Consider the following 26092-nt stretch of genomic DNA (forward strand, 5'->3'; position numbering starts at 1 on the left):
CCCGCGAGGGGACCGGCTCCGGTTGGGGCTGTCTCTAGTTCGTCACAGACGCCAGGTCCTCGCCCGTCGCGGTGGCCGACAGCCCGCTCATGGCTAGGGAGGGAAGGCCCAAGAGCCGGTTAAGGACCACGAAGTCGAAGGCGAGGTTGGTTAACCGAACCGTGATGGTGGGGACTGCCCCGCCCGCGCGCCCGGCGGGACCTGGACGGCCGGCGAAGCCCAGCCCCGAATGCACGTAGTCGATCTCCACGTTCCCGGGCTGCAGGCGAGGGAAGGCAGCGCACATCGGGGTCGTGGCGGAGGTGCCGGCAAGGCACGTCGCCGTCGGGCCGCCATAGAGGATCGTGTTGAAGGCTGCCTCGTCGAAGGTCCCTTGCGAGCAGCTGCGGGTCGCGCCCGAGCAGCGGCGCTCGAAATAGGGCATCGGATCGCCGGCTTCCGCGGTCGACAGCCCCGTGAGGGTGCGCAGGTCGGCCGCCACCGGGTCCGAGACGGAGGCGCGCCGCGCCCCGATCTGGAGCGCCTTGGAGGCCGCGTTGTACTGGAAGAAGGCGTGGCTGAACTCGAACAGGGCGAAGGCGAGGGTGAAGAGCACACCGGCCACGAGCCCGAACTCCACCATCGTGGCGCCGGCCTCGTCGCGGGCGAAGGAGCGGTGCGGACGGGTCATGTCAGCCTCCCACCACCCGTTCCTCATGCACCGCCCCGAGGGTGAGGCCTGTGAGGCGGATCAGGGTCAGGAACCCGATGCCCGCATAGGGCACGCTCGTCGCGACCCGCACCACGTCGACGGTGTCGCCGCCCCGGTAGGGACGCAGTCCCGTCGCGGCGCGGGCATTGGCTGTCGTCCGGTAGGTGACCGTGACCTGGGCGGTGGTCCAGTCCCGCACCCGGGGCGCGCCTCCCGGGACGACGGCGCCGGTCACGGCGAGGAGCTTGGCCTGCACCTCCATCGCGGCGGGGTCCGGGGTGCGGGCGAGGAAGCGCGCCGCGTCCCGCACGCCCGCCTCCACGAGCTGGAGCCGGTACTGCATGACGCCGAATTCCAGCACGCCTCCACCGAGGAAGAGGAGGAAGGGCAGGACGAGGGCGGCCTCGGTGGCGGCCACGCCGTCGCGGTGCCGGGCGAGGTCTCTCAGGAGCGGAGCCAGGCGTCGCATCGGCGGTGCCCTAGCGGTAGAGTTGGACGATGTCGCGCAGGATCTCCCGCGCGCCCGGCGTCCCCGGCTCGATGATGTCGACGAGCTCGGCCCAGACCTCCCCCGTTTGCTTGTCCATCGGCTCGGTGAGGAAGAAGCGGGCGAAGGCGGTCACGGGATAAGGGCCGCCCGAGGAGCCGCTGACGGGCCCGAGTGACCCGCAATCGAGGATCGCCGCCGTGATCAGGCGCCGGTCGAGGGAGCTCGAGTTGAGGGCGGTGCGGTCGCCCGCATAGCAGATGGGCGTGCCCCGCTCGCCGATGGGGCTCGACGTCGCGAGCAGGTTCTGGTCGATCTCGTAGCGATAGACCTCGTAGCGGCTCACGGCGTTGCTGTTGTCGCTGCAAGTCTTGCCGTTGATCAGGGGCGGGTTGCCGCCGTAATTGCCGCGCCAATAGGCCCGGCAATCCCACTTCCCGTCGCCGATCCGGTCCTCCATGGCCGCGAGCACCGTGGGGCACTTGCCCGACGGGTTGCCCATGAGGAAGCAGTTGTCGCGAGGCAGGCCCAGCCCCTTGGCGCCGTTCTGGCCGATGAGGCGCTCGGTGGGGTCGTAGGCGATGACCTGGGAGCAGGCGGCACCCGAATAGCCCTTGCGGACATTGGCGGCGGGCCGGTAGCTCGCGTTGGCTCGCACGCCGCCGAAGGCGCCCTCGTAGATGTCGAAGCGGGTGTTGAAGGCCTCGGCCACGGAGGCGATGTTGCCCGTGCGCAGCTCCACGCCCGATTGCCGGAAGCAGGCCTGCGGGCGGTCGATCGCGAGCATGTCGCGCACCTCGTCGGCGCCCTTGCCGCCCGGGGGCTCGAGGAAGCCGTAATTGCCGGGGAAGTACTGGTTGCCGCCGCCCTTGTCCTTGAGCTTGAACAGGCGCCCCCGGAAGGAGGCGTCGCGGATGGCGTCGAAGATGCTCGTGGCGCTGCCCTCGAAGGGGTTGCACAGGAAGAAGGGCGTGAAGTTGCACACCCCCTGCTCGAAGCCGCCCACCGCCGTGGCGCCGGCCTGGGGCGTGGCGCCCGTGAAGCCCGCCGCGCCCACGAAGACGGGGCTGAGCGTATAGGGCCGGACGCGCACCTCGACGAAGCCGGCCTGGGTCGGGTCGGTGGTCGTGAGGGCGGCGGTGATCGGGTCGCTGTCGCGGGCGGGCAGGGACCACAGGTAGCGGACGTCCACGGCCCCGGCGTCGATGCGCCCCGTGCCCTGGCCGAAGCGCTGGTCGTTGCGCACGAGGGTGGCGATGGCGCGGTCGGCGCGCTGGATGGAATCGGGCCGTCGGTCGAGCTCGGCGGCGGCCGCGAGCGCGAGGGCGTCGGCGCCCGACTGCACCGAAGCGTGCAGGTTCATGAACCGGCCGCCATCCACCACGAGCATGGCGAAGCCCACGAGGACGGGCAGGACCAGCGCCACGGGCAGGAGCACGCCGCCGCCCCGGTGGCCCGCCAGCGCGAGGAGCGCCCGCGCGAGCCGGGCCAGGTGACCGGACGGGGGGAGGGGGGCGGGCCTGGGCATCGCGGGCGTCAGCGGGCGACGGGGAGCTGGATCGTGGGCGGCGTGCGCTCCGCGATCTCGCCGTCGAGGGGACGCGTGCGGTAGCGCTCCACGGCCCGGGCCGCCCGCTCGCCGTCATAGGTGAGCACGATGTCGGCCGAGGCGCGGGGCCAGGGGTCGATCGTGTGGATCGCGGCGTTCGCCCGCGCGGCGTCGCCGGCGCCCGGCAGGATCGTGTCCCGGCGCTCCAGGTAGCTGCTGGTGTGGTCGACGCAGGCGGCAAGGCCTAGGAGCAGGCCCCCGCACAGCACGATTCTAGCGGACATGGCTGCCCTCCTGGCGCAGGTCGAGGATGTGGCCCGAGACGGGCAAGACGGTGCTGCCGCGCGCCTGGGCCACGGGGATCTCCTGCTTGCCGGCGAGGAAGAACTCCGCGTCGTTGGCGCGCACGGTCGTATCGAAGGGGGTGCGCAGGCGCTGGCCGGGGGCGGCCGGGCGCACGAGGCGCGGGGTCACGATGATGGCGAGGTCCGTCTCCCGGCGCTCGAAGGCGGCGGAGCGGAACAGGGCGCCGATGATGGGGATGTCGCCGAGCCAGGGGAGCTGCTGCTGCTGCTCGGAGCTGTAGCTCTGGAGGAGGCCCGCGATGGCGAAGCTCTGGCCGTCGCGCAGCTCCACCACGGTGCTGGCGCGGCGCACGATGATGCCCGGCACGGCGACGGAGGCGGTGCGCACGGCGGTGGTGGGGTCGATCTGGCTCACCTCGGGCTCGATGCGCAGGTTGATGACCCCGTCCTCGAGCACGGTGGGCAGGAAGGTGAGGCCGACACCGAACTTCTTGTAGTCGACCGTGATTTTGTCCCGGTCGCCCGCCACGGGCACGGGGAACTCGCCGCCCGCCAGGAAGCTCGCCCGCTCGCCCGACATGGCGACGAGGTTGGGCTCGGCGAGGCGCCGGGCGAGGCCGCGGTCCTCCAGGGCCTGGATCAGCACGTCGGCCTGGATCCCGCCCGCGATGATGCGGCCGATCATGGCGCCGAAGGGCGTGTTGCCGGTGGCGCCGACGAGCACGTCGCGCAGGAGCGAGCCGCTGCGGCCGTTGACGTTCTTGCCCTGGGCTTCCAGGCTCAGGCCGAGCTCGCGCCCGGCATTGCGGGAGGCCTCGACGAAGCGGACCTCCAGCATCACCTGCTGCGGCTGGCGGACCCTGAGATTGTTGACCGCCCCCTCGCCATAGGCGCGGGAGACCGCGACGGCCTTGGCGGCGGCGGGCGCGTCCGGCACGGTGCCCGAGAGCACGGCGCGGCCGTTGGCGGTGCCGACCCGGGCCTCGGCGGCGGGCGACTCGCGCTCGATCGTCTCGGCGATGCGGGGCGCGTCGGGGCCCACCTCCACGTCGATGACGCCGACGAGGCGCTTCTCGGCGTCGAAGATGGAGACGTTCGTGGTGCCGGCCTTGCGCCCGAGCACGTAGAGCGTGCGGTCGGTGAGCGGCATCACGTCGGCGACGTCGGGATCGCCCACCACGAGATCGACGAAGGCGCGGCTCGTGCGCAGGTTCTGCGACTTGCCCTGCACCACCCGCACCCCCGCCGTCCGGTCCTCGCGCAGCTCCACGACGAGGGTGCGGGCCTGGGCCTTGGCGACGAAGCCCATGGCGACGAGCCCCGTGCCGACGAGGGGGGCCATCAGCGCCAGCGCCAGCGCCAGGCGGCAGCGGCGGCTCGGCCGGCCCGCCAGGCGACGATCAGAACCCTTCGACACGGTCTCGTACTCCCACGCTCGTTTCGGCTTCGTCGACCCCGTCTCGAGGGGCCCCGTCATGGCTTCGCGTCGACGGGGACGCTGTATTCCTGGCGCTTGAGGGCGCGCGTCACGCCCACCGCCGCGTTGGTCCGCTCGGCGGAGAGGGAGGTCATGACCGCGCCCGGCGCGGGCTTGTCGGCCTCGCGGGGCAGGGGGCGGCCGAGATCGTCGAGGCTCACGCGCTGGACGCCCTCGCCCTCGGGGGCGCCCGGGGAGCGCATGGCGAGCGAGAGCGTGCCGACAGCCGTGGCGAGCGTGACCTTCTGGGCCTGGGCGGTGGTCACCTCCAGGGTGACGGCCTTCACCACGGCGGGCTTGTCGGAGCGCTCGTCGGCGGTCTGGTCGACGGCGAGCACCCGCACGCTCTGGGCGATCACGTCGGAGAAGGCCTCGCCCTTGTCGAGGACGCGGGTCAGCATCACGTCGACCCGGTCGCCGGGCAGGACGAAGCCCGCGACGCCGAGCACGTCGTTGACGCGCACGGTCGCGGCCTTCATCCCCTCGCCGAGCACCGCCGCGAGCGAGGCGCGCCCGCCCGGGCCCGTCACCTTGGCGGCGAGAAGGGGCTCGTTCTCCTCCATGGCCGAGAGGGCGACGCGGCGGTTGCGGCCGTCGAGCACGTCGTCGATGCGCGCGAAAGCGCCTTTGGGCAGAGCGTCGCCGGGCCAGGCCACCTCGCGCAGGTGCTGGCGGGTGATCTCGGTGCCCCAGCGCAGCGGCAGGGCCGCCACGACGAGGGTCGCGGTCGGCGCCGCGGGGCGCGCCGCCACCACCTGCATCTCCCGCAGCCGCTGCCCGGACTGGCGGTCGAGCCACTTCTGGCCGGCGAAGATCGCCACGAAGCCGAAGACGGCGGCGAGCGCGATCATCACGAGGGTCTTGGAGCGCATGCAGTGGTCCTGCGGTCGACGGGGTTCGTTCCCTTGGTCCGTCCAGAAAGCCCGCAAGGTCGTGAATCGGGGGTGAATCGTTTTCGCGAGTTACCGCTACTATGAACCAAACCTTTCCCGGCCCGGCGCGGGGTGCATGCTTAAGCATCGGTTAATTCGGCTTTGGCAAAACTTTTACTTTGTTCTTTATGTAAACGTAGAAATCATCCTGCTTCTATCATCCATGACTATTGCAAGGCTGGGTGTCATGGCCAGAATTCGCGTCAACGGAGCGGTGTGGGACACGGGACGGCGATGGCCCGACCGGTCGCGCGAGGCGGTCGGGATCGTGGGGCGAGCCGCCCTCGTCCTGGCGGCGGCCACCGGGCTTGCCGTCGGGCTCGCCGGGATGGGCTCGCCCGTCGAGGCGGCCCGGGGCGCCGCGCCCGCGGCACCCGCCGCCGTCAAGGACGCAAGCCGCCTCGGGCAGCCGGGTGCGAGCGCGGCCAAGCCTGCCCCGGCCGGACCGCTGTCGCCCGAGCCCTACGGCACGCCGCACACGTTCGCGGCGGGCGGCGATGCCGGCGCGGCGCTGCGGCTCGCGGGTACGTTCCAGCCGCTCGTACCCCTGGGCTGGCAGGAGGCCGACATCTCCGGCGCCACGGTGGCGGACGGGCGCACCCTCGCGTGGGGCGCCCTGCGCATCCGGCTCGAGGGCCTCGACTTGCCCGGCGAGGACGAGACCTGCCGCACGGTGGACGGACGGCGCGAGCCCTGCCGGGCCCGGGCCGCGACCGTGCTGGAGCTCACCACGCGCTGGCGGACGCTCTCCTGCCGCTACCGCCTGGAGAGCGCCCATGAGGCGGTGGGCACCTGCCGGATCGGCCGCGCGGACCTCGCCGAGCGCATGCTGCGCTCCAATCTCGTGCGCCGCGCGGGCGAGACGCCCCGGGTGCTCGCGGCGAACGACGTCTCCGCCGTGGATTGACGGGCGCACCGCACCGCCCTCTAATCGGCCCGTCCACACCCCGGATGAGCGCCGATGCCCCTTGATCCCGCCCTGCGCGACCGCATCGTCGCCGCCGTCGCCGAGGGTTTCGCCGAGCAGGTCGCGTTCACGCAGGCGCTGGTCCGGTTCCCCTCGCTGCGGGGCGAGGAGCACGCGATCCAGGATTTCGTCTTCCGCGCCCTGCGCGACCGCGGCTTCGCGATGGACCGGTTCGCCATGGACCAGGAGGCGATCGCGGGCCACCCGGGCGGCGCGCCGTTCTCGCAGACCCACTCGCAAGCGCCCATCGTGGTGGGGATCCACCGGCCGCGCGAGGAACGCGGGCGCTCGCTCATCCTCCAGGCCCATGTCGACGTGGTGCCCGCCGGGCCCACGGATCTGTGGTCCCACGCCCCCTTCGATCCCGTAATCGTCGACGGCTGGATGCACGGGCGCGGCAGCGCCGACATGAAGGCGGGCCACGCCGCGAACCTCGCCTGCCTCGACGCCCTGCGCCGCATCGGCCTCCAGCCCGCCGCCACGGTCTACGTGCAGTCCGTGGTGGAGGAGGAATCCACCGGCAACGGCGCGCTCATGACCCATCTGCGGGGCTACCGGGCCGATGCGGTCCTCATCCCCGAGCCCGAGGACGAGCGGCTGGTGCGCGCCAATACGGGGGTGCTCTGGTTCCAGGTCGAGGTGCGCGGCCATCCGGTCCACGTGCGCGAGATGGGCGCGGGTGCTAACGCCATCGACGCGGCCTACCGGGTCGTGGGGGCGCTGCGCCAGCTCGAGGCCCGCTGGAACGAGGACAGGGCGGGCCGGGAGCACTTCGAGGGCGAGCCGCACCCCATCAACCTCAATGTCGGGCGCATCGAGGGCGGCGACTGGGCCTCCTCCGTCCCCGCCTGGTGCCGCCTCGACTGCCGGATCTCGCTTTATCCCGGGATCGCGGCGGCGGACGGCGCGCGGGCGATCGAGGAAGCGGTGCTCGCCTTCTCCCGCGCCGATCCCTTCCTCGCCAACAACCCGCCCCGGGTGACCTTCAACGGCTTCTTCGCCGAGGGCTACGTGCTGGCGCCGGGCTCGGAGGCGGAAGCGGTGCTGGGGAGAGCCCACGAGACCGCCACGGGCCGGGCGCTCCAGAGCTTCATGACCGCGGGCTATCTCGATACCCGGGTCCACGCCCTCTACGACCAGGTGCCCGCGCTCTGCTACGGCCCCGTGGGGCAGAACATCCACGGCTACGACGAGCGGGTGGACCTCGCCTCGCTGAAGCGGATCACCGCCGCCATGGCGCTCTTCGTCGCCGAATGGTGCGGGGTCGAGCCGGTCTGACGGCGCGCCCCCGCCCGTCGCGCATGCCCGCCCGCGAAGCCTGACGGGAACGGGAGCGCCCGCTCCCCGTTCCCGCCCCGGGGACGGCGACGGGAGCGGGCATGTTCGAGTGGATCACGGGCCTGGTGGAGAGCAGCGGGTATATCGGCATCGCGCTGCTCATGCTGCTGGAGAACGTCTTTCCGCCCATCCCCTCCGAGCTCATCATGCCGCTGGCCGGCTTCACGGCGGCGCGCGGCCAGCTCGGCCTCGTCGGCGTGATCGTCGCGGGCGGGATCGGCTCGCTCGCGGGCGGGCTTCTCTGGTACGGCATCGGCCGCTGGCTCGGCCTCGAGCGCCTCAAGCGCCTCGCGGCCCGGCACGGGCGCTGGCTCACCCTGTCGCCGTCGGATCTCGACGACGCGCAGGCGTTCTTCACCCGGCACGGGGGCAAGGCGGTGCTCTTCGGGCGCCTCGTGCCGGGCGTGCGCACCCTGATCTCCGTGCCGGCGGGGATCGTCGCGATGCCCCTGCCCGCGTTCCTGCTGTGGTCGGGGCTCGGCACCTTCGTGTGGACCGCGCTCCTCGCGGGCGCGGGCTATCTCCTGCAAAGCCAGTACGAGACCGTGTCGGCTTGGCTCGGGCCCGTCTCGAACGTGATCGTCGGCGCGATCGTGCTCTACTACCTCTACCGCGTCGTGACCTTCCGCCCCGAAGGTGGGCGCCCCAAGGGGGCGTGAGGCGTTCGCTAGCGCGTGCGCATGCGCAGGCAGCCATAGGCCGCCGCGCAGGTGTGGTCGTAGAGGCAGACGAGGCCGCCGTCGGGGTTCGAGGGCGCGCCCGCGCGGCCGGCCTGGACGGCAAGGCATAGGGGGCCGAGCCCCAGCCCGTTCTCGCCCCGCCACGCGACCCGCGACCAGTCCCAGACCCCGCCCGCGGCGTCCGCGGCGCCGCGCTCCAGCGAGCCGCTCGCGGCCGAGCGCCGCCCCTGCGGGTCGATCGCGGTCCAGTCCGCCGCGGCCGCCTCGGGCCGCAGGGTCACGGTGTAGCGGATCGGGCTGCCCGGCACGGTGAAGCGCGTGACGAGGACGCGGCCGGGCACATGGGTGACGGCAGCCTCGGGCGTCCGGGCACCCTGGGCGGCCCCCAGTGCCGTGTAGACCTCCTCCACGGGCGGGGCAGGTTCTGCGCGGGAGACCGCCGGAGCCGGGGCTGGGGCGGCGATTTCGGCGCGGACGATGGGCGCGGTCGGGGCAGGGGGTGCGGCGGCGACCGCCTGCGGCTCGGGCGGCGGCGTGGCGCCCGAGGAGAGGGCGCCGAGGCCCAAACCCAGGCCCACGACGGCCAGAACGCCCCCGAGTGCAAGCGCGCGCTTATCCCGAAACAGGCCTGTGACAGGAGAAGTGCGAGGCTGCACTCCGCTGCCTGAAGGGCCTGCTGGCGGAGGCGGGGCCATGGGCGCCGTCCGCTCCGGCGGCGCCGGGGGGCTCTCGCCGGGGGCGCAGGGTCCCGCCTCGAAACCTGCGGGCGGATCGAGGGCGAACGCCTTGAGCCAGAAGGCCACCACCCAGCGGGCATAGGCGCCGCCGATCCCGTATTGCGTCTCGAGCCGGGTCGCGAGGGTATGGACCTGGAGCGGCAGCTGCTCAGGCGGCAGGCGGCGCAGCACCGCGGGCAGCCCGTCGTCGAGGCTGAGCCCGATGAGGCGGATCTCGCGGCGCGCCTCCGGCACGTGGTCGCCGAGCAGGCTCACGAGGCGGCGGCGATCACCGAGCAGGTCCTCGCCAAAGCGCGCCCGCAGGTCGCGGAGCACCGCGTGGAGCCGCTCGTCGGGGGGCAGAGCGTCGGCGAGGGGGGCGGTCACGGGACCTGCGTCCTACCAGACCATGGCGTCGGCGGGCGGGGGCGCGGCGGGCGCCTCCTGGGCGAGGCGCTCCATGGGGGTTGCCCCCGTCACCGGCGTCGAGACCGACCGCACGGGGGCCGTGGTGGCCCACTTGATGCGGTTCACGAGGCTCTCGGCGTTGTGAGCCTGGAGCGGGCGGAACTCGGGGTGGCCGATGAAGCGGGTGAGGACGTCGAGATCCGCGTCGGCCCCGATCGCGATGGCGATGCGGATCGCCTTGCGACCGTAGGGGCTCGCCATGAGCCGGGCGAGGCCGTCCTCGAACGTGTCGGTGGGCTGGCCGTCGGAGACGAGCACCACCACGGGCGGCAGCTGGCGCCCGGGCATGCCCTCGGGCGTCAGGGCTCCGGCGAGAAGCGAGAGCGCGGCGCCCATGTGGGTCTCGCCGTCGGCCTGGAGGTCCCCCCATTCCACGGCCTCGACGGGGGTGGGCTCCACGTGCCAGGCGGCGCCGGTGGAGAAGCGCAGCACCCGCACCATCACCCGGGTCTCGGGATTGTCGGCCGCAGCCTCCCGCATGGCCGGGAGCGCGGCGCGCAGGGCGTAGTTGAGGGACGCCATCTTGTCGCCTGCCATGGAGCCCGAGCAGTCGACGACAAGGAAGAAGTTGAGCTGCCGGTGGCTGAGGCCGGCGGTCTCGATATCGGGAAGGGTCATGGGACGCTCACGCGGTCTGGTTCTGGCGGATGTCGCCGGAGAGGGGGCCGAAGGCGATGCGGGTGCCGGCGCCCAGGCGCAGGTTGCGGTCGGGCGGCACCTCCTGCGCCGTCCCGTCGGCCGCGACCGCGCGCCAGGGCCGCCCGCTCAGGTTCTTGAGGCCGAGCACGGTGGGGTCCGCCGGATGTGTGGTGACCTCGCCGACGATGCCGGCGCCGCGGCCCCCGAGACCCGGCAGGGCGCTCAGGTCGAGGTGGGCGCCGCCCGCGAGCGGCACGACCTCGCCCTCGACGAGCAGGGAATAGGGCGCCAGCACCGGGAGGGTGTCGGCAACCGCGATCGGCACGGGGGCGGGCGGCATGGGGGGCACCGGCGGGGCAGGCGGTGCCGGCATCGGGGGCGCCACCGGAGTGGGGGCAGGCCGCGGCGGGGCCGCGGGACGGGGGGCGACGCCCACCACGATGGAGCCCGTGCTCGCCATCGCCTGGCCCGTGAAGGAGGGCTCGAGCTGCTTGGCCTTCATGAGGCAGGCGAGGAAGAGCACGAAGCCGAAGACCGCCACGGCGTAGTACAGCACCGGGGAGACGTGGCCCACCGAGTTCCACAGCCCGTGCACCAGGGAGGCCGCGAGCCAGCCGCCGAGGATGAGGGGCACGAGCATGCGCCGGCGCGCGAAGGCGAGGCCGACGAAATAGCCCATGATCGCCGACCAGCCCATGTGGCCCGACAGGCTCTGGAGGGTGCGGGGGATGAGGAGCTGGAGGCCGAAGAGGAAGCCGAGGCTGTCGCTGCTGGTGGCCCGCGACACGCGCTGGATCTGGTTGGTGTAGTATTCGAAGAACGTCTCCATGGCGATGAAGGCCGCCCCGCAGGCGAGCCCCACCAGGACACCGTCGAGGGGCGTGCGGACGGCGAGGCCGTCGAGGATGCGCCCGCGCATTCCCGGCGCCGCCGGGCGGGCCTGGAGCCACAGGGCGATGCCGATGCCGAGGAAGAGCGGCAGGGCCTTGAACAGCTCCTCCGGCAGGCCGGCGCCGAAGAACATCGACTTGAACTGGGCCGTGAAGGGCGCGGCGTCGGGTACCTTGCCGCCGGGCAGCACGTCGCGGAACAGGGCGGCGATCCCGGTCCAGATCGGCGTCTCCATGAGGATCGCCGTGAGCAGGGCGGGGGCCAGGAACGCCCAGAGCGGCTTGCGGCTGCCCGAATAGGCGTAGACCAGCCAGAAGATCATGAAGAGGATGTAGAAGCCCACCGCCCGGCCGAAGCTCAGGAGCTGGGCGTATTGCGTCGCGCTCGACAGCGAGAACAGGTAGACGCACAGGAGCACGGTGGCGAGGCCCGGGGCCAGGAAGCCGCTCTTGCGCAAGGAGATGTTGCGCGAGCTGAAGGGCACGATCTCCGAAAGGGACGGAGCGGCGTGGTCCCGCGGCAGGGGCGGCATGTTCGGATCGATCTTCATCTCGGATCCCCCGTCAGGGCAGTCAGGATGGGCGCCGGCCGCGCCGGGCCGGGGCAGGGTTCTGGCGGGCGGCGCCCGTGCAGGCGCTCGATGACGGCCAGCGCCAGCCGCGCGAGGGGGCCCGCGCGGGGCGACAGGCCCGCGAGGCGCTCGCGGATGCCGGGCTTTCGCGCCTCGGCGCCGGGGCTCGGAGCGGTGCGCAGCAGGAAGCCGAGGGTCATGTCGTCGCCGCTGCCGCGCTCGGACGCCGCGGCGAGCCAGCCGGGCAGGGCGGCGAGCACGCCGCCGAGGCCGATGGTCTGGAGCGAGAGGCTCCAGGTGCCGGCGAGACGCAGGAAGTCGGCCTCGTGGGCGAAGGATTTCGAGAGGCCGTCGGTGGAGAGCATCAGGAAGTCGATCGCCGCCGGGTCGGGGATGATGGCGGTGCGCAGGCGCCGCTCGGCGTTGGGCAGGCACAGGGAATAGGTCTGGTCGCCCACGAGGCCCCTGTCCTCGGGCAGGGGGCGCTCGACGCGCCCGTCGGCGAAGCGCACCACGAGGTCGCCGTCGCCGAGCTGGAGCAGGAGCAGGCCCCGGGGGGTCGCCGCGGCGGCGATGAGGGTGGTGCCGTAGAGATGGAGGGGATCGCCCGTCCGGACCTCGTGGGGATGGCAGGGATGGCGGACGAGATGCGCGCCCACGCGCTCGCGCCACAGCCGCACCATCCGGGTGCCGAGCACCATGGGATCGGGCAGCGGCGCCGCCTCGTCGGCGAGCGCCTCCCCGAGCACGTCCCGCGCCGCGTCCACCGCGATGCGCGACCCGCTCGCGCTGCGGGGATGGGCGGCGCTGCCGTGGCCGTCGGCGACGGCGAGGATCGCGACCCGGCCCGTCCCGTCCGAAGGCGCGTAGGCGATAGCGTCCTGGTTCGGAGCGCCCCGGCGCAGATGCGAGGCGCCGGGCACCGAGGCGCCGCCGACGGACCAGAGGCTTGCGGGCAAGGGAGCGTCGCTCATCGGGTCGGGCTCTGCCCCGCCGCCACCGTGCCCCGCCGCCGGCCGAAATCCACCTCCAGCCCGTCCACGAGGCGGATGGTGCGCCCCGGGGGCACGGCCGCGCCCGTGCCGTCGGGCAGGCGCGAGGTCCAGGTGTCGGCGGTAAGGTTGCGCAATCCCGTGACGGCGGGGTCGGCGGGATGGGCCTCCACCCGGGCCAGGGGCTCGCCGTAGACGAAGGGGCGGGCGGGGTCGAGGTGGTGGGCGTGGAGCTGCGCGCCCTGGCACAGCACCACGGCGTCGCGGCCGAGCAGCAGGCGCGGCGGCAGGGGCACCTCGGCGCCGCAGGCCACGCAGGCGAAGCGGCGGGGATCGGGGTCGGCGTCCTCCGCGTCGAGGGCGTGCTCGTAGCCGCAGGCCGGGCAGGCGAGGATCGAATCGGCCATGCGGGCGAGGGCCGCGCGCCATTGGGTCTCGATCACGCGGCCCGCGGGCCCCGGCCGCAGGCCCGCCGTGAAGGCCTGGACGAAAAGGCGGCGCACGCCCTCCGACAGGGAGCGCCAGCGCCGCACGATCGCGTCGTGGAAGCCCGCGACGGGGCCGTTCGAGGCGTCGGCCGGATCGAACATGAAGCGGGGCTGCGTGCCGTAGAGGCGCATCTCCTCCTCGGCATCCATGAGGGCCACCTCGTATTCGGCGCGGCCCTCGAGGGGATGCCAGGCGTGCAGGACGTAGAAGAACATCACGGCCATCGAGTAGAGGTCGGTCCCGGCGTCCGGCATGCGCTCCCCACGCACGATCTCGGGCGCCATGAACTTCTTGGTGCCGTAGACGGAAGCCGGGGCCCCGTTCACGTCGACGTTGTCGTTGTCGCAGATGCAGATCTCGCCGCTGGAGGGCTCGATGAACACCGCACCGAAGTTGATGTCCTGGTAGCACAGGCCTTTCGCATGGAGATGCAGGAAGCTCTCGGCGAGCGACAGGCACGTGCGCGCGCGCACGACGAGAGGCGGGTCGATGCGGGCCGGGGGCGCGGCGATGAGGTCGCGAAGGCCCCGGAAGCGCGGCGGGCGCAGGGCCATGAGGTGGCCCAGGCCCTCGCGCCCGCTCACCTCGACGAGATCGATGGGCCAGAGGAAGCGCGGATCGGGCGAGCCGCGCTCCACGGCGCGGGCGATGCGGCCGGGCAGGCGCGTATCGGCCTCCAGCACGTGCGGGTGATACCATTTCAGGACGAAGGGCTTGCCGCCGATGCTGGCGTGATAGGCCGCGCCCTGCCCGCCCGCGCCGATGAGCGCGCCGACGGTGCCGGCAAGCCCGCTCGCCCGCAGGCGGAAGGGCGTCCCCTCCCGGAGTTGCGAGACCGCCATCCCATCCGCCACGACGCCCGACCTCCCCCCCTGCCGGCGAGCAGCTTGAAACCGCCCCGATCGTCGGGTCAAGCCGCCAGCGCGGCGGCGTCGCGGCCCCGCAGCGCCATGAGGGAGGGGGCGCCCTCGGCCGCCACGCGGCGCAGGAGATCGCGCTTGATCGCCGCGACGAGCCCCGGCCCCTCGTAGACCAGCGCGGTGTAGAGCTGCACGAGGCTCGCCCCCGCCAGGATCTTCGTGAAGGCGGCCTCGCCCGAGTCCACCCCGCCGACGCCCACCAGCGGCAGGCGGTCGCCGACGCGCAGATAGGCCTGGGCCAGGAGGCGGGTGGAGGGGGCGAAGAGCGGCCGGCCCGACAGGCCGCCGGTCTCGCGGGCGAGCGCCGCCTCGGCGAGGGTGGCCGGGCGGGCGACCGTGGTGTTGGCCACCACGAGGGCGTCGACCCGGCGCCGGAGCGCCACCTCGACGAGGGCGTCGAGGAAGGGCAGGTCGATGTCGGGGGCGATCTTGAGCAGGATCGCGGTGCCCGGCGCCGTCGCGTCGCGGGCCTCCACGGCCCGGGCGAGCAGGTCGTCGAGGAAGGCCTCGCCCTGGAGATCGCGCAGGCCCGGGGTGTTGGGCGAGGAGACGTTCACGGTGAGGAAGTCGACGAGGCCCCCGAGCTCCCGGACGCAGCGCGCGTAATCGGCGAGGCGGTCGCCCGAGTCCTTGTTGGCGCCGATGTTGACGCCGACGATCCCCGGCCGGCCGCGCCGCCGCTCCAGCCGCGCGCGGGCCGCGGCGAGGCCGTCGCTGTTGAGGCCGAAGCGGTTGATGATCGCGCGGTCGCGGGTCAGGCGGAACACCCGGGGGCGCGGGTTGCCGGCCTGAGGCTCGGGCACCACGCCGCCGAGCTCCACGAAGCCGAAGCCCACGCCGAGCAATTGGTCCGGCACCTCGCATTGCTTGTCGAATCCCGCCGCGAGCCCCACGGGATTGGGAAAGCGCCGGCCCAGGACCTCCACGGCGAGGCGGGGATCGTCGGAGGCGGGCCGCCCGGGCGGCAGGACGCGCAGGGCCTGGAGGGTCACCCCATGGGCGGTCTCGGGGTCGAGGCCGTGCAGGACGGGGCGGACGAGGGGAAAGAGCGCGCCGATCACGCCATGTCCTCCGGGAAGAGATGCGCGCCGCCGGCTCCGAGCGGCAGCGGGCGGACCCAGAGCACGGCCGCCATGGGGAGCGGGCCGTAGAGGTGGGGGAAGAGCGCGCCGCCGCGGGAGGGCTCCCAGCGCAGGGCCTCGCCCAGGCGCGCGGCGTCGACCGCTACCAGGACGAGGTTCTCCTGGCCTGCGAAGTGCCGGGCCGCGGTCTCGCGCGCCTGCTCGCCCGTGGAGAAATGGATGTAGCCGTCGGCGAGATCGACGGGCGCGCCCGCGAAGAGGCCCGCCCGCTCGGCCTCGCGCCAGGAGGCCTCGGGAGAGATCTTGTAGATGACGCCCATCGCCGGCCCCCTCAGGTTCGCCGCAGGCATAAAGAGGGCGCACGGTCGACGCAACGGGCCCATGACGGCGATAATAATCCATGGTCAAGCTTGCACTCTCACGATATTTTCATTATTCCTACCGGTAGGTCACCCTTCCCACGCTTTAGCCTTCCGTCGGGGCTCGCATGCTGACTCACGGCCAGGTTTGGACCGCCATCGATCGCTTGGCCGAGCGCTACGGCATGTCGGCCTCAGGGCTCGCCCGCAAGGCGGGGCTCGACGCGACGAGCTTCAACAAGTCCAAGCGCGTGAGCCCGGACGGGCGCCAGCGCTGGCCCTCGACCGAGTCGATCGCCAAGGTGCTCGGCGCCACGGGCGCTTCGCTGCAGGAATTCATCACCCTCGCCGATCCCAACCCCACCGGGGGCCACGCCACGATCCCCCTGGTGGGCTGGGCGCAGGCAGGCGCGGGCCGCCTCTTCACCCCCGACGGGATGCCGGCCGGCACCGCCTGGGAGGAGATCGAGTTCCCGGATTTCAGCCTCGACAAGGTGTTCGCCATCGAGGTGTCGGGGGATTCCATGCAGCCCCTGTACCGCGACGGCGACGTGCTCATCGTCTCGCCCACGGCGACGCTGCGCAAGGGCGACCGGGTGGTGGTGCGCCTCCTCAACGGCGAGGTCATGGCCAAGGAGCTCAAGCGCCGCACCGCGCGCACGGTGGAGCTCAGCTCGCTCAACAAGGAGCACGAGGACCGCGTGGTGCCCGTGACGGAGATCGCCTGGATGGCCCGCGTGCTCTGGGCGCGCCAGTAGGCCGATTAGGGCGGTTTCGCCGTCGGATGAAGACCCGCTGTCGCGGCAGCTTCTTGCGCTGGATCCCGGATCTGCGTCCCGCTGGCGCGGAACTTGTCCGGGAAAGTGGGAGTGTGTGAGGCGCCGCTCGCCCTGGCTCCACTTTCCCGGACAAGAGGAGCGGAGGCGTCAGCCGGAGCGGATCGCAGATCCGGGATCCAGCCCTGCTTGAAGCCGCCGCGCAGCGGCTCCGTAATCTTTCCCTCACCTCCGCTCGGCCAGGAAGGCTTCGTGCTCGCGTAACAGGTCGCCCGCGAGCGCCTTGGCGATGAGGGCGCGGGTCTCGGCGACTCCGTAGAGGGCGATGAAGGAGCCGAAGCGGGGGCCGCGGTCCTGGCCGAGCAGGATCTGGTAGATCGTGGCGAACCAGGTCTGGAGCACGCCGGGCCGGCCGTCGGGGCTCTTCGACTTGCCCGAGGTGTCGGGGAAATGGGTGCGGCCCACCTCGTAGACCACGGCCTGGAGCGCCTCGGCGTCCGTGGAGCCCATGTGCCCCGCGAGCGCCGCGTCGAGGTCGCGCAGGGCCGCGGCCTCGCGCTCGTCGGCGAGGCGGTAGGTCTTGGCCGGGCGCACGAAATCGCGGAAATAGCGCACCGCGTGGCCCGCCAGCCGGTCAAGGCGCGGATGGGTCTGGGGCGACACGCCCGGCGCGTAGCGGCGGATGAAGCCCCACAGCACCGCCGGGTCCTCGGAATTGGCCACCGCCACGAGGTTGAGCAGCATCGAGAACGACAGCGTCGTGCCCGGCCCGTTGCCGCCGGACGGGATCAGCTCGGCCTCCGGCGGACGGCCGCCGTGGATGTGCCAGACGGGGTTGCCGAGCTGCAGGCGCCCCTCCTGCCCGGGATATTTCTCCAGGAAGGTGAGATAGTCGTCGACGTGGCGCGGGATGACGTCGAAGTGCAGGCGCTTGGCCTCGCGGGGCTTGTTGTACATGAAGAGCGACAGGCTCTCGGGCGTCCCGTAGGCGAGCCACTCGTCGATGGTGAGACCGTTGCCCTTGGACTTCGAGATCTTGCCCCCGGCCTCGTCGAGGAAGAGCTCGTAGTTGAAGCCCTCCGGCGGCTCGGCGCCGAGCGCCCGGGCGATCTGGCCCGACACCTTCACCGAGTCGATGAGGTCCTTGCCCGCCATCTCGTAGTCGACGCCGAGCGCCACCCAGCGCATGGCCCAGTCGGGCTTCCATTGCAGCTTGGCGTGCCCGCCCGTGACGGGGGTCTCGTGGCGCTCGCCCGTGGCGGGATCGCGCCAGACGATGGTGCCGGCCGCGACGTTGCGCTCCTCGATCGCCACCTGCATCACGTGGCCCGTGACGGGATGCAGGGGGAGGAAGGGCGAGTAGGTCTGGCGCCGCTCGGGCCCGAGCGTCGGCAGCATGATGGCCATCACCGCGTCGTAGCGCTCCAGCACCGCGAGGAGCGTCTCGTCGAAGCGGCCCGAGCGGTAGCAGTCGGTGGCGGAGAGGAACTCGTAGTCGAAGCCGAAGCGGTCGAGGAAGGCGCGCAGCCGCGCGTTGTTGTGGTGGCCGAAGCTCTCGTGCGTGCCGAAGGGGTCGGGCACCGCCGTGAGGGGCCGGTTGAGGGCGCCCGCGAGCAGCTCGCGGTTGGGCACGTTGTCGGGCACCTTGCGCAGGCCGTCCATGTCGTCGGAGAACGCCACGAGGCGCGTGGGCACCCGGTCCTCGGTGAGCACGCGAAAGGCGTGGCGCACCATGGAGGTGCGGGCCACCTCGCCGAAGGTGCCGATATGCGGCAGGCCCGAGGGGCCGTAGCCCGTCTCGAACAGGATCTCCGATTTGCCCGTGCGCTCGAGCCGGGCCACGAGCTTGCGGGCCTCCTCGAAGGGCCAGGCATTGGCCGTGCGCAGGGTTTCGGGGTCGATCATGACGGGGTCTTCCATGGAGCCGGGCGCGCGGTGAGCCGCGCCGCGAAGGCGTGTCTTAAGTCCTGAGGCTTAAAGAGCCTGGAACGCCCGGCGTCAACGCGGGACGACGCCGCGTCAGAACGGCCCGACGGGGAAGAAGCGCAGGTAGAGCTCGGCGTACTTGCCGTCGTCCCACAGGCGCTGGAGCGCGAAGTCGAGGGCGCGGCGCAGGGCGTCGTCGTCGGCGCGCAGGACGAAGCCGATCCCCTCGCCGAAGAAGCGGCTCTCCAGGAACGGGCCTCCGACGAGCGCGCAGCACTCCTCCGACGCGCTGCCGCCGACCCACAGGGCGAGGGTGAGCCCGTCGCCGAAGACGTAGTCCACCTCGCCCCGGCGCAGCGCCGCCTGCGCTTCGCCCGCGTCCGGATAGGCCTGGCGGGCGACCGCCGGCAGGAGCGTGGAGAGATAGGCCTCGTGCGCGGTGCCGCCCACCACCCCGACCTTCGCGCCCGCGAGCGCCGCCACGTCGAAGGGCTTGGCGCCCGCACCCTGCGCCCGGTCGCGGCGCGTGACGAAGCGGGCCGGGAAGCGGAAGAGGGGCTTCGTCACGGCATAGGCCTGCCGCAGGTTCGCGGTGATCGGGACGGCGGCCGCCACCACGTCGCCCCGCCCCTCGGCAAGCGAGGGGAGGAGGGTGTCGAACCGGCGGGCCTGGACGGTGCAGGTGAGGCCGAGGCGCTCGCAGGCCGCGCGGGCGAGTTCCACCACGAAGCCCGTGGGCACGCCCTCTGGCCCCTGGAAGTTCAGGGGCGGGAAATCGTCGTCGGTGAGGAAGCGGATGGTCCGCCCGGACGAGATGTCGGGGCGCTCGGGCCGCGCGCGGGGATCCCACAGGTTCGGGATCGTGACGTCCTGGGCCGCCACGGGAGCGGCCTGAAGCAGGACGCCCACCAGGAGGCCGAGCAGGGCGAAACACGCAAGGATGCGATGCAGCCCCACATGCAACCTTGACTCCCATGCGCCGTCGCGCCCGAATAGGAATGCCCGCCTCACCAACCCTCCCACGATCCAGACGTGTCGTCCCATCCGGTAGTCCCCCACACCACCCAGGGTCAAGCGGGCGCTCGGCTGCCGCCCGAGCTCGCCTTCCTGGCGCTCCACGGCGTCCCGCCCGAGCTCCTGCGCCGGGCGGCGGCGCTGGCGCGGGAGGCGGACGTGCCCGCGGTCGACGCGCTGCTGCGCGAGGGGTTCCTCGCCGAGGACTGGTTCTACCGGGCGCTCGCGGCGGAGCTCGGCCTGCCCTTCGCCGCCCGCTTCGACCTTGGCCCCGGCGTGCGCTATCCCGAAAGCGTGCGGGCGGGCCTCGTTCCGTTGAGTCCCGGCGGACCCTACCGCTTCGCCATCGCGCCCGACGGGCGCCAGATCGCGGGGCTTCTCGCCCGGCGCGGGCGCATCGCGCCGGGACTCGCCGTCACCACCCCGTCGCTCCTGCGCGAAGCGGTCCTGGCGACCTGCGCCGAGCCGATCGCGGAGGCCGCGTCCCTGGCGCTCTGGCGGGCGCAGCCGGCGCTCTCCTTCCGGGGCGGCCTCACGGGCGGGCAGGCCGGCGCCATCGCCGCGGCGCTCGGCGGGTTCGTGGCGGCGTTCTGGCTCGTGCCCGGAGGCGCGGCCGCCTGGCTTGGGGCGCTGAGCGGGCTCCTCTTCCTCGGCATGATCACGCTGCGGCTCGACGCCGCCCGCACGCCGGCCCCCGTGCAGCCCCGCCTCCCGCCGCAGCGCTGGGCCGACCGCGACCTCCCCGTCTACACGGTCATCGTCCCGCTCTACCGGGAGATGGGCGTGTTCGACCGCCTGCTCGTCGCCCTCGACCGGTTCGACTATCCGCGGGCGAAGCTCGACATCAAGATCGTGATCGAGGCGGAGGACGCCGAGATGCGGGCGGCGCTGCGCGAGCGCCCGCCGCCGGCCCATGTGGAGGTGATCGTGGCGCCGCCCGGCCGCCCGCGCACCAAGCCGCGCGCGCTCAACGTCGCCCTGCCGCTCGCCCGCGGCGAGCTCACGGTGATCTACGACGCCGAGGACGTGCCCGCGCCCGACCAGCTGCGGCTCGCGGTCGACGCCTTCGCCCGCGGCGGGCCGGATGTCGGCTGCCTCCAGGGCCGGCTCGTCATCGACAACAGCGCGGATTCCTGGCTTACCCGGCTCTTCACCATCGAGTACGCCACCCTCTTCGACGTGATCAATCCGGGGCTCGCCGCCGCGGGCCTGCCCGTGCCGCTGGGCGGCACCACCACGCATTTCCGCACCGCGGTCCTGCGGCAGGTGCGGGGCTGGGACCCGTGGAACGTGACCGAGGACGCGGATCTCGGGATCCGCCTCGCGCTGCTCGGCTGGCGGGTCATGGACCTGCCCTCCTCGACCCTGGAGGAGGCGCCGGCCGAGCTCGGGGCGTGGATGCGCCAGCGCACCCGGTGGATGAAGGGCTTCATGCAGACCTGCATCACCCATTCGCGACGCCCCGCCTTCGCGCTGCGGCGTCTCGGCCTAGTGGGGTTCCTGGGCGCCCTCACCATGACCTTCGGCACGGTGATGTCGGCCCTGTTCTATCCCGTGCTGGCGGGCGCCGCCGCATGGGCGCTCGCGGGCGGCGCGCTTGGGCGCATCGGGCCCGTGATCGACGCGCTGGGCTGGGGCGTGGGCCTCGTGACCCTTCTGGCGGGGGCCCTCGCCATGCTGCTGCCCCCGCTCGAGGCCCTGCGGCGGCGGCGCTGGTGGGGGCTGTTGCCGTGGGTGCCGCTGCTGCCGCTCTACTACGTCCTGGTGAGCGTCGCGGCGTAGCGTGCGCTGATTGAGCTTGTCCATCGGCCGTTTCAGTGGAACAAGACGGATCACGGGCTTGCGAGAACATCCCGCTCCGGTCTGCTGCTAGCACTCGCCGCAACGAGGACGACCGGAACGGTCTCGGGGGCTCCAAACGGAGCTGATCTGATTCACGCGCGGCGCATGGGCGAATTTTCACAAGAATCCGACGTCGAACCCCGCCCCTCCGCTAGCGCCGCCAAACAGCTCAGTTCATAGTCCAACGTCTAGACGTATAGATCGGAGGAGACCTTGAGCGACCGGACCAAACAACCGAACCCGATCGACAAGCAGATTGGCCAGCGCGTGCGCACGCAGCGCCTCGTGATCGGCATGAGCCAGGAGAAGCTGGGCGACGCGCTCGGCGTCACGTTCCAGCAGATCCAGAAATACGAGAAGGGCACGAACCGCATCGGGTCGGGCCGCCTGCACCAGATCGCGAGCGTGCTCGGCGTTCCGGTGAACTTCTTCTTCCAGGATCTCGGCGACGAGAACCCTGAGAAGGCCGATCCCGGCCTCGCGGGCCTGGTGAACGACAAGGCGGGCCTCGAGCTCCTGCGCGCCTTCAACCGGATCAAGACGCCGGCGACCCGTCAGGCGATCCTGCAGCTGGTTCGCTCGGTGGCCGACCCGGCCGAGGCCGAAGCGCAGGCCTGAGGGCCCCACGCCGCCCGGCGCCCCGGCGGGCGTCGGTCGAGACGGATCCGACACCTCGATCGCCCGGCACCCCTGCCGCGGCGATGCTTTCCTGTTGGCTCGGGGCCGGCTGCCGCCGGACCCCGTCCCACCGCCGCCCTCGGGAGCGCGGCGAACCTAAGGGCCTGCCCGGCTTGATGCAGCGCCACGTTCCGCCGATCGCGGGAACGGATGGTCGCCCTGTGCCCTGTGGCGATTCAGCCCTGCGACAGCTTCCTCCCACCCTCATGCCGAGGAGCGCTCGTGGAGCGCGCCTCGAAGCACGCACCACGCCTGCCATAGGCCGCCGAAGATAGCTGGAACGCCCCTCGAGGCTCTCCCGATGGTGTCCGGGGTGCCCCCCTCTCCCGGGGGGAGAGGGGCCGGGGGTGAGGGGGTACCACGCTGGTCCAGCGATCTCGCCCCCTCATGCTGAGGAGCCCGCGCCAGCGTGCGTCTCGAAGCACGCAGCACGCTTCCACAGCCGTCCGGAGACCCCTGGAGCACCCTTCGAGGCCCTGCTGCGCAGTGCACCTCAGAGCCTGACCGCAAAGTCGGGTCCTGGATTGTCCCTTGGCCCGCGCGCCCGGTCAGGTCGCGTTCATGGACCCGAAAACACGTGCTCGCAGGCTGGCTTCGAGACGCATCCAGTGCTCCAAACCACCCAAATCCCACTCGCCGCGAATGATCGGTCAGGCTCTCAGGACGAGGATGGAGGGTCGGACCTGTTTCGGGCCGGCCTCTCACGACGAAGGCGGAGGACGAGCCCCACCTGGGAGCCACGCTCCCGCGCCTCGTCCGCCTTGCGAGCAAACCCTAGAGGTAGCGCGCGAGCTCGGCCGCGGCGTCCTCCGGGGGGCGGGCGAGGTTGAACGAGCCGACGAAGCGGCCGCGCTTGTCCATGAGGTAGACGAAGGCGGTGTGCTCCATCGTGTAGTCGCCGTCCTTCGTCAGCGCCTTGCGGGCGAAGGCGCGGTAGGCCTTGACCATGGCGTCCACGGCCGCCTGGTCGCCCGTGAGGCCGACGATGCGCTCGTCGAAGCTCGCCGTGTAGCTTTTCATCGCCTCCGGCGTGTCGCGGGCGGGATCCACCGACACGAAGAGCGCCCGCACGTTCCGGCCCCTGTCGCCCATGGCGCGCAGCACCTGCGAGATCTCGAAGAGCTTGGTCGGGCACACGTCGGGGCAGTGCGTGAACCCGAAGAACACGAGGTGCGGCGCCCCCTCGAAATCCCGCTCCGTGACCGTGCGGCCATCCTGGTTCACCAGCGCGAAAGGGCCGCCGATGCCCGCCGCGGTCGCCTCGCGGCCCGCGGGCGACAGGGTCAGGATCGCGGCGACGCCGAGCGCCACAAGGCTGAACAGGAAGGCGACCAGCGGAATGGCCAGCCGGCGGGCACGCGGGGACATGATCGGGCTTTCGAAGCGGGCGCGAGCGCGGCCTAGAGGCACCAGGCCAGGCCGCTCAGCACATAATCGCTGAACACGGCGGCTCCAAGACGGCTCCACAGCAGGCCGCCTGCGGCGACGAGAAGCGCCGTCGTGGCGAGCCCGGCCACGAGGACGACGCGGCGCGCGCCTCCCTCGGGCGCCTCCTCGTCCCTCTCGGCGGACCCATCGACGGTTCCCGGTGGCATCGCGCTCCCCTGCTGAGCGGGCATCATACCAGACACCGGCCCCCGGCGCAGCCCGGCTCAGGCGCCGCCGAGGCGGATCGCCTCGCGGGCCAGGGCTACGGTGCTCTCGCGCGACCGCGCCCCGCAGATGAAGCCCGCGGGATGGCAGAACAGGCCGTCCTCGACCCCCGAGGCCCGGCGGAAGGCCTCGTCCTGGAGGCCCCGCCAGGCATCCGGCAGGCCGAGGCGCTGCCCGAAGGAGCCCGGCTCCGGCGGAACGGTCTTGCAATACCAGGCGGTGGCGCCCTCGTTCGGGTAGATCACGAACAGGGCCTCGTCGAGCCCGCCCTCGTGCACCGCCTTCTCCCAGGGGAGCTTGCGGTCGAGGACGAGGATGCGGGGATCGGCGGCCGCGCCCGCCGCCGCCTGGACGAGGGCCGCGGCCCGGATCTCGGCGATCGCCTCCCGGCAGGCGCGGGCCACGACCCCGCGGGCGAAGGCCGCCGCGTCCCCGAAGGCTTCGTCGAAGTGCTGCGGGCCGTCCCAGGCCGGGTTGAACGCCTCGACGAGAAGCGAGAGGTGACCCGGGCCCACGGGCGCGACGCCGTTGTCGGCGAGATCGATGGGCAGGACGAGGGACGTGTCGATCGCCGCCCACAGGGGCTCGACCTCGTCGGCGCGCAGGCCGTCCACGAGGCGGGCCAGGGCCGGGCGGCCGAAATCGCGCCACACGAGGCCCACCGAGCTGTAGGGCGTGAGCCCGTCGGGGCGCAGGGGGCGCTCGCGCATGTGGTGGTCGTAGCGGCGCGCGCCGGGATCGTAGACGCCGCCGACGTCGAAGACGAGATCCGCCGCCGCGATGGCCTCCGCCTCGCGGCTTCGCACCAGGGTCACGTCGCCGAGAGCCGCCTCGAGCACCACGGAGGCGAAGACGTCGTCGGCATGGAAGGTGCCGCTATGGGTGAGGATCAGCATCGGCGTCCCGGGGGCCCCCGGCGCACCGGGCGATGCCGCGACGATAGGTGCGGCGCCCGCCCGCGTCGAGGGCGGGATGGGGCCGATCGGGGGATCCCCCGGCCGTGGCCGGGCGGTGCGTGCGCCAGGCGCGGGCCTCTCAGCGCCGGAGCATGGCGTTGGCGGCGGGCCTGTCGGGCGGGTTGCGGCGAAAGACGCGCCAATCCCCGGTCTCCTCGGCAAGCGCGTAGTTCTCGGCGAGGTAGGCGCCGTAGATCTGGCGCAGGTTGTCCCCCGTCACCCCCTCGATCGCAGCCTTGGGCTCCATCACGACCTCGATGGCGCGGAAGAGCTCGTCCGGCGGCACGAAGGCGTATTCGTTCACGTTGCGGCCCCAGTGCTGCCAGGCCGTATCGCCCTGCGGCGGCGCGAGGTTCGCGGCAGAGGAGAAGGGATTCACGAAATCCAGCGTGAAGACCCCGTGGGGCGGCGGGTCCATGCGCGTAAGCAGCCCCACGCCCTCGCGCAACGTCGCGAGATAGCGGCCGTTGGCGGCGGCGTCGCCGGGGTTCCAGACGAAGGCGAGGCGCGCCCCCTCGTAGTTGCGCAGGCCGAACGGCTCGCCGGCGCGGGCAGCCGAAAGCGTGGTCGAGAGCGCCAGCGTCGCCGTGGCGTGGACGATCGTGGGCAGGATCAGGGCCAGCATCAGGATCGGCGCCGCGCCGGCCATCGAGACGGGGGCGAGCACGTCCTCGGGGGTCATGGTGCGCATGAGCCGCTCGGCCGCCACCACGGCGCCGGCATGGATGGTGATGATGCCCCAGCCCTGGAAGTTCTGGCTGATGAGCATCAGCCCCGCCCCGGCGCAGAAGCCGTAGAGGAGCGCGTCGCGGGGGGATCGCGTGCGCCACAGGGAGGGGATGGCGACGAGGGCGAGGAGGACGTAGTCGGCGAGGTTGCGCAGGAAGAAGTCCGTGAGCTCCACGGGGGTGCGGTTCCCGCTCACCACCATGGCGGCCCGCAGGTCCGCGATATGGCCCGCCCCGCCGCGCCAGACCGCCTCCACGGCAAGGCCCGTCGCGAGCACCACGCCGAGCGCCGCGAGCGCCCAGGCGCGCTGCCGGCGGTCGAGCAGCATCAGGACGAGGAAGCCCGCCCCCACGGCGCCGTAGCTCGCCTTGGTGTAGATCATCGTGACCACGAGAAGCGAGGCGGCGAGGGTGTCGAGCAGCCCCTGGCGCGGGCGGATCACCGTGGGACGCAGATGCATCAGGATCAGCGCGGCCAGCGCCGCCCAGCCGATGCGGTTGTAGAACATGCCGTAGGACAGATCGGTGATCGCCTCGCCGAGATTGGCCGGCATGGCGATGATCAGGAGCAGGAACGCCGCGAAGGGGATCCCGAGCACCGGCCGCAGGCGCGACGACACGATGTGGGCCATGGCGGGCGCGAGCGCGGCGATCAGGAGCGCCATGCTCACCGGCATGGCGGTGCCGAGCGTGCCCGTGAGGCGGGCGGCGAGCGCCGGCAGGTAGAAGTTCAGGGGGCCTAGCGCGGTGTGGAAGTCGCGGTTGGGCACCTGGCCGTGGTTCACCCGGTAGGCGCCGTCGAGGAAGATGAGGAGATCGTTGACGTAGCGCGCCACCACCGCCTGGGCGGGCAGGACGAGGGCCAGCGCGAGGATTCCCGCGAGGACCAGGATCGGCCAGAGGCTCGCGCCCTGCGCGTCGTCGCGCCACCAGCCCCGGATGCCGTCTCGCCCGATCATGAACTCC

General features: G+C 72.6%; 25 protein-coding genes. 6 read left to right on the forward strand and 19 right to left on the reverse strand.

All coding sequences use genetic code 11. The annotated features are described in order from the left end of the window. Window positions 1-34: 34 nt before the first annotated feature. From F0L46_RS21620 to cpaB, 6 genes are read right to left on the reverse strand one after another with little or no spacing between them, the layout of a single operon-like run. The gene (locus tag F0L46_RS21620; protein ID WP_188312081.1) at window positions 35-670 is read right to left on the reverse strand and encodes a TadE/TadG family type IV pilus assembly protein; all 636 of its coding nucleotides are present in this window, start codon (window positions 668-670) and stop codon (window positions 35-37) included. Between the two features lies 1 nt (window position 671). After that, window positions 672-1160, reverse strand: coding sequence for a TadE/TadG family type IV pilus assembly protein (locus tag F0L46_RS21625; RefSeq protein ID WP_149821484.1), 489 nt, complete (start codon window positions 1158-1160; stop codon window positions 672-674). Window positions 1161-1170: 10 nt separating this feature from the next. After that, the gene (locus F0L46_RS21630) at window positions 1171-2706 is read right to left on the reverse strand and encodes a pilus assembly protein TadG-related protein (protein WP_149821486.1); all 1536 of its coding nucleotides are present in this window, start codon (window positions 2704-2706) and stop codon (window positions 1171-1173) included. Between the two features lie 8 nt (window positions 2707-2714). Further along, window positions 2715-3011, reverse strand: a complete 297-nt coding sequence (locus F0L46_RS21635; RefSeq protein WP_149821488.1) for a hypothetical protein — start codon at window positions 3009-3011, stop codon at window positions 2715-2717. Then, window positions 3001-4509 carry a type II and III secretion system protein family protein gene (locus F0L46_RS21640; RefSeq protein ID WP_149821490.1) on the reverse strand — a complete coding sequence of 503 codons (1509 nt, stop codon included), beginning with the start codon at window positions 4507-4509 and terminating at the stop codon, window positions 3001-3003. Before F0L46_RS21640 ends, F0L46_RS21635 begins: the two co-directional genes overlap by 11 nt. Further along, window positions 4506-5381, reverse strand: a complete 876-nt coding sequence (gene cpaB, locus F0L46_RS21645; protein WP_149821492.1) for a Flp pilus assembly protein CpaB — start codon at window positions 5379-5381, stop codon at window positions 4506-4508. Before cpaB ends, F0L46_RS21640 begins: the two co-directional genes overlap by 4 nt. 247 nt (window positions 5382-5628) lie before the next feature. Here cpaB and F0L46_RS21650 point away from each other — a divergent pair, with 247 nt between their 5' ends. The 3 genes from F0L46_RS21650 (at window position 5629) to F0L46_RS21660 (ending at window position 8405) form a co-directional block, all read left to right on the forward strand. Beyond that, window positions 5629-6348, forward strand: a complete 720-nt coding sequence (locus F0L46_RS21650) for a hypothetical protein (RefSeq protein WP_149821494.1) — start codon at window positions 5629-5631, stop codon at window positions 6346-6348. A 54-nt stretch (window positions 6349-6402) separates the two neighbouring features. Next, a complete protein-coding gene (locus tag F0L46_RS21655) occupies window positions 6403-7686 on the forward strand; it encodes an ArgE/DapE family deacylase (protein ID WP_149821496.1) in 1284 nt (427 codons plus the stop codon). Window positions 7687-7787: 101 nt separating this feature from the next. Continuing rightward, the gene (locus F0L46_RS21660; RefSeq protein ID WP_149821497.1) at window positions 7788-8405 is read left to right on the forward strand and encodes a DedA family protein; all 618 of its coding nucleotides are present in this window, start codon (window positions 7788-7790) and stop codon (window positions 8403-8405) included. Window positions 8406-8413: 8 nt separating this feature from the next. On the opposite strand, the gene F0L46_RS21665 is transcribed toward F0L46_RS21660, so the two are convergent. The 7 genes from F0L46_RS21665 to F0L46_RS21695 are packed head-to-tail and all read right to left on the reverse strand — an operon-like array spanning window position 8414 to window position 15514. Then, a complete protein-coding gene (locus F0L46_RS21665; protein ID WP_149821499.1) occupies window positions 8414-9529 on the reverse strand; it encodes a hypothetical protein in 1116 nt (371 codons plus the stop codon). 12 nt (window positions 9530-9541) lie between these two features. Next, a complete protein-coding gene (locus tag F0L46_RS21670; RefSeq protein ID WP_149821501.1) occupies window positions 9542-10228 on the reverse strand; it encodes a vWA domain-containing protein in 687 nt (228 codons plus the stop codon). Between the two features lie 7 nt (window positions 10229-10235). Continuing rightward, entirely contained in the window at window positions 10236-11690 is a 1455-nt protein-coding gene (locus tag F0L46_RS21675) for a PrsW family intramembrane metalloprotease (protein ID WP_149821503.1), read from the reverse strand. Beyond that, the gene (locus F0L46_RS21680) at window positions 11687-12685 is read right to left on the reverse strand and encodes a PP2C family serine/threonine-protein phosphatase (protein ID WP_188312082.1); all 999 of its coding nucleotides are present in this window, start codon (window positions 12683-12685) and stop codon (window positions 11687-11689) included. The genes F0L46_RS21675 and F0L46_RS21680 overlap by 4 nt, the downstream gene beginning before the upstream one ends. Continuing rightward, window positions 12682-14046, reverse strand: a complete 1365-nt coding sequence (locus F0L46_RS21685) for a protein kinase domain-containing protein (RefSeq protein ID WP_149821507.1) — start codon at window positions 14044-14046, stop codon at window positions 12682-12684. Before F0L46_RS21685 ends, F0L46_RS21680 begins: the two co-directional genes overlap by 4 nt. Window positions 14047-14102: 56 nt before the next feature. Further along, window positions 14103-15173 (reverse strand): quinone-dependent dihydroorotate dehydrogenase, encoded by a 1071-nt coding sequence (locus F0L46_RS21690; RefSeq protein WP_149821509.1) that lies wholly within the window; start codon window positions 15171-15173, stop codon window positions 14103-14105. Then, window positions 15170-15514: a DUF952 domain-containing protein gene (locus F0L46_RS21695; RefSeq protein ID WP_240540097.1), complete on the reverse strand. Its 345-nt coding sequence runs from the start codon at window positions 15512-15514 to the stop codon at window positions 15170-15172. Before F0L46_RS21695 ends, F0L46_RS21690 begins: the two co-directional genes overlap by 4 nt. Before the next feature lie 167 nt (window positions 15515-15681). Between F0L46_RS21695 and F0L46_RS21700 the strand changes: the two genes are divergently transcribed. Continuing rightward, complete coding sequence (locus F0L46_RS21700) at window positions 15682-16311, forward strand: S24 family peptidase (RefSeq protein ID WP_149821513.1); 630 nt, start codon at window positions 15682-15684, stop codon at window positions 16309-16311. A 243-nt stretch (window positions 16312-16554) separates the two neighbouring features. On the opposite strand, the gene F0L46_RS21705 is transcribed toward F0L46_RS21700, so the two are convergent. Together F0L46_RS21705 and F0L46_RS21710 are read right to left on the reverse strand one after the other, a co-directional pair. Further along, on the reverse strand, window positions 16555-18234 hold the full coding sequence (locus F0L46_RS21705) for a lysine--tRNA ligase (protein ID WP_438646700.1): 1680 nt from the start codon (window positions 18232-18234) through the stop codon (window positions 16555-16557). Window positions 18235-18348: 114 nt separating this feature from the next. Next, window positions 18349-19212 carry a transporter substrate-binding domain-containing protein gene (locus F0L46_RS21710; RefSeq protein ID WP_438646701.1) on the reverse strand — a complete coding sequence of 288 codons (864 nt, stop codon included), beginning with the start codon at window positions 19210-19212 and terminating at the stop codon, window positions 18349-18351. A gap of 75 nt (window positions 19213-19287) precedes the next feature. On the opposite strand from F0L46_RS21710, the gene F0L46_RS21715 reads away from it, so the two are divergent. Further along, the gene (locus tag F0L46_RS21715; protein ID WP_240540098.1) at window positions 19288-21051 is read left to right on the forward strand and encodes a glycosyltransferase; all 1764 of its coding nucleotides are present in this window, start codon (window positions 19288-19290) and stop codon (window positions 21049-21051) included. A 273-nt stretch (window positions 21052-21324) separates the two neighbouring features. Next, complete coding sequence (locus tag F0L46_RS21720) at window positions 21325-21729, forward strand: helix-turn-helix domain-containing protein (RefSeq protein ID WP_149821519.1); 405 nt, start codon at window positions 21325-21327, stop codon at window positions 21727-21729. A gap of 834 nt (window positions 21730-22563) precedes the next feature. Here F0L46_RS21720 and F0L46_RS21725 read toward each other — a convergent pair. The 4 genes from F0L46_RS21725 to F0L46_RS21740 form a co-directional block, all read right to left on the reverse strand. Then, entirely contained in the window at window positions 22564-23157 is a 594-nt protein-coding gene (locus F0L46_RS21725; RefSeq protein WP_149821521.1) for an SCO family protein, read from the reverse strand. 32 nt (window positions 23158-23189) lie between these two features. Further along, window positions 23190-23384 carry a hypothetical protein gene (locus F0L46_RS21730; protein ID WP_149821523.1) on the reverse strand — a complete coding sequence of 65 codons (195 nt, stop codon included), beginning with the start codon at window positions 23382-23384 and terminating at the stop codon, window positions 23190-23192. 57 nt (window positions 23385-23441) lie between these two features. Then, a complete protein-coding gene (locus tag F0L46_RS21735; protein WP_149821525.1) occupies window positions 23442-24338 on the reverse strand; it encodes an MYG1 family protein in 897 nt (298 codons plus the stop codon). A gap of 139 nt (window positions 24339-24477) precedes the next feature. Further along, the gene (locus F0L46_RS21740) at window positions 24478-26085 is read right to left on the reverse strand and encodes a hypothetical protein (protein WP_149821527.1); all 1608 of its coding nucleotides are present in this window, start codon (window positions 26083-26085) and stop codon (window positions 24478-24480) included. Window positions 26086-26092 lie beyond the last annotated feature (7 nt).

The sequence above is a fragment of the Salinarimonas soli genome (assembly GCF_008386575.1).
In the GTDB taxonomy this organism is placed as follows: domain Bacteria; phylum Pseudomonadota; class Alphaproteobacteria; order Rhizobiales; family Beijerinckiaceae; genus Salinarimonas_A; species Salinarimonas_A soli.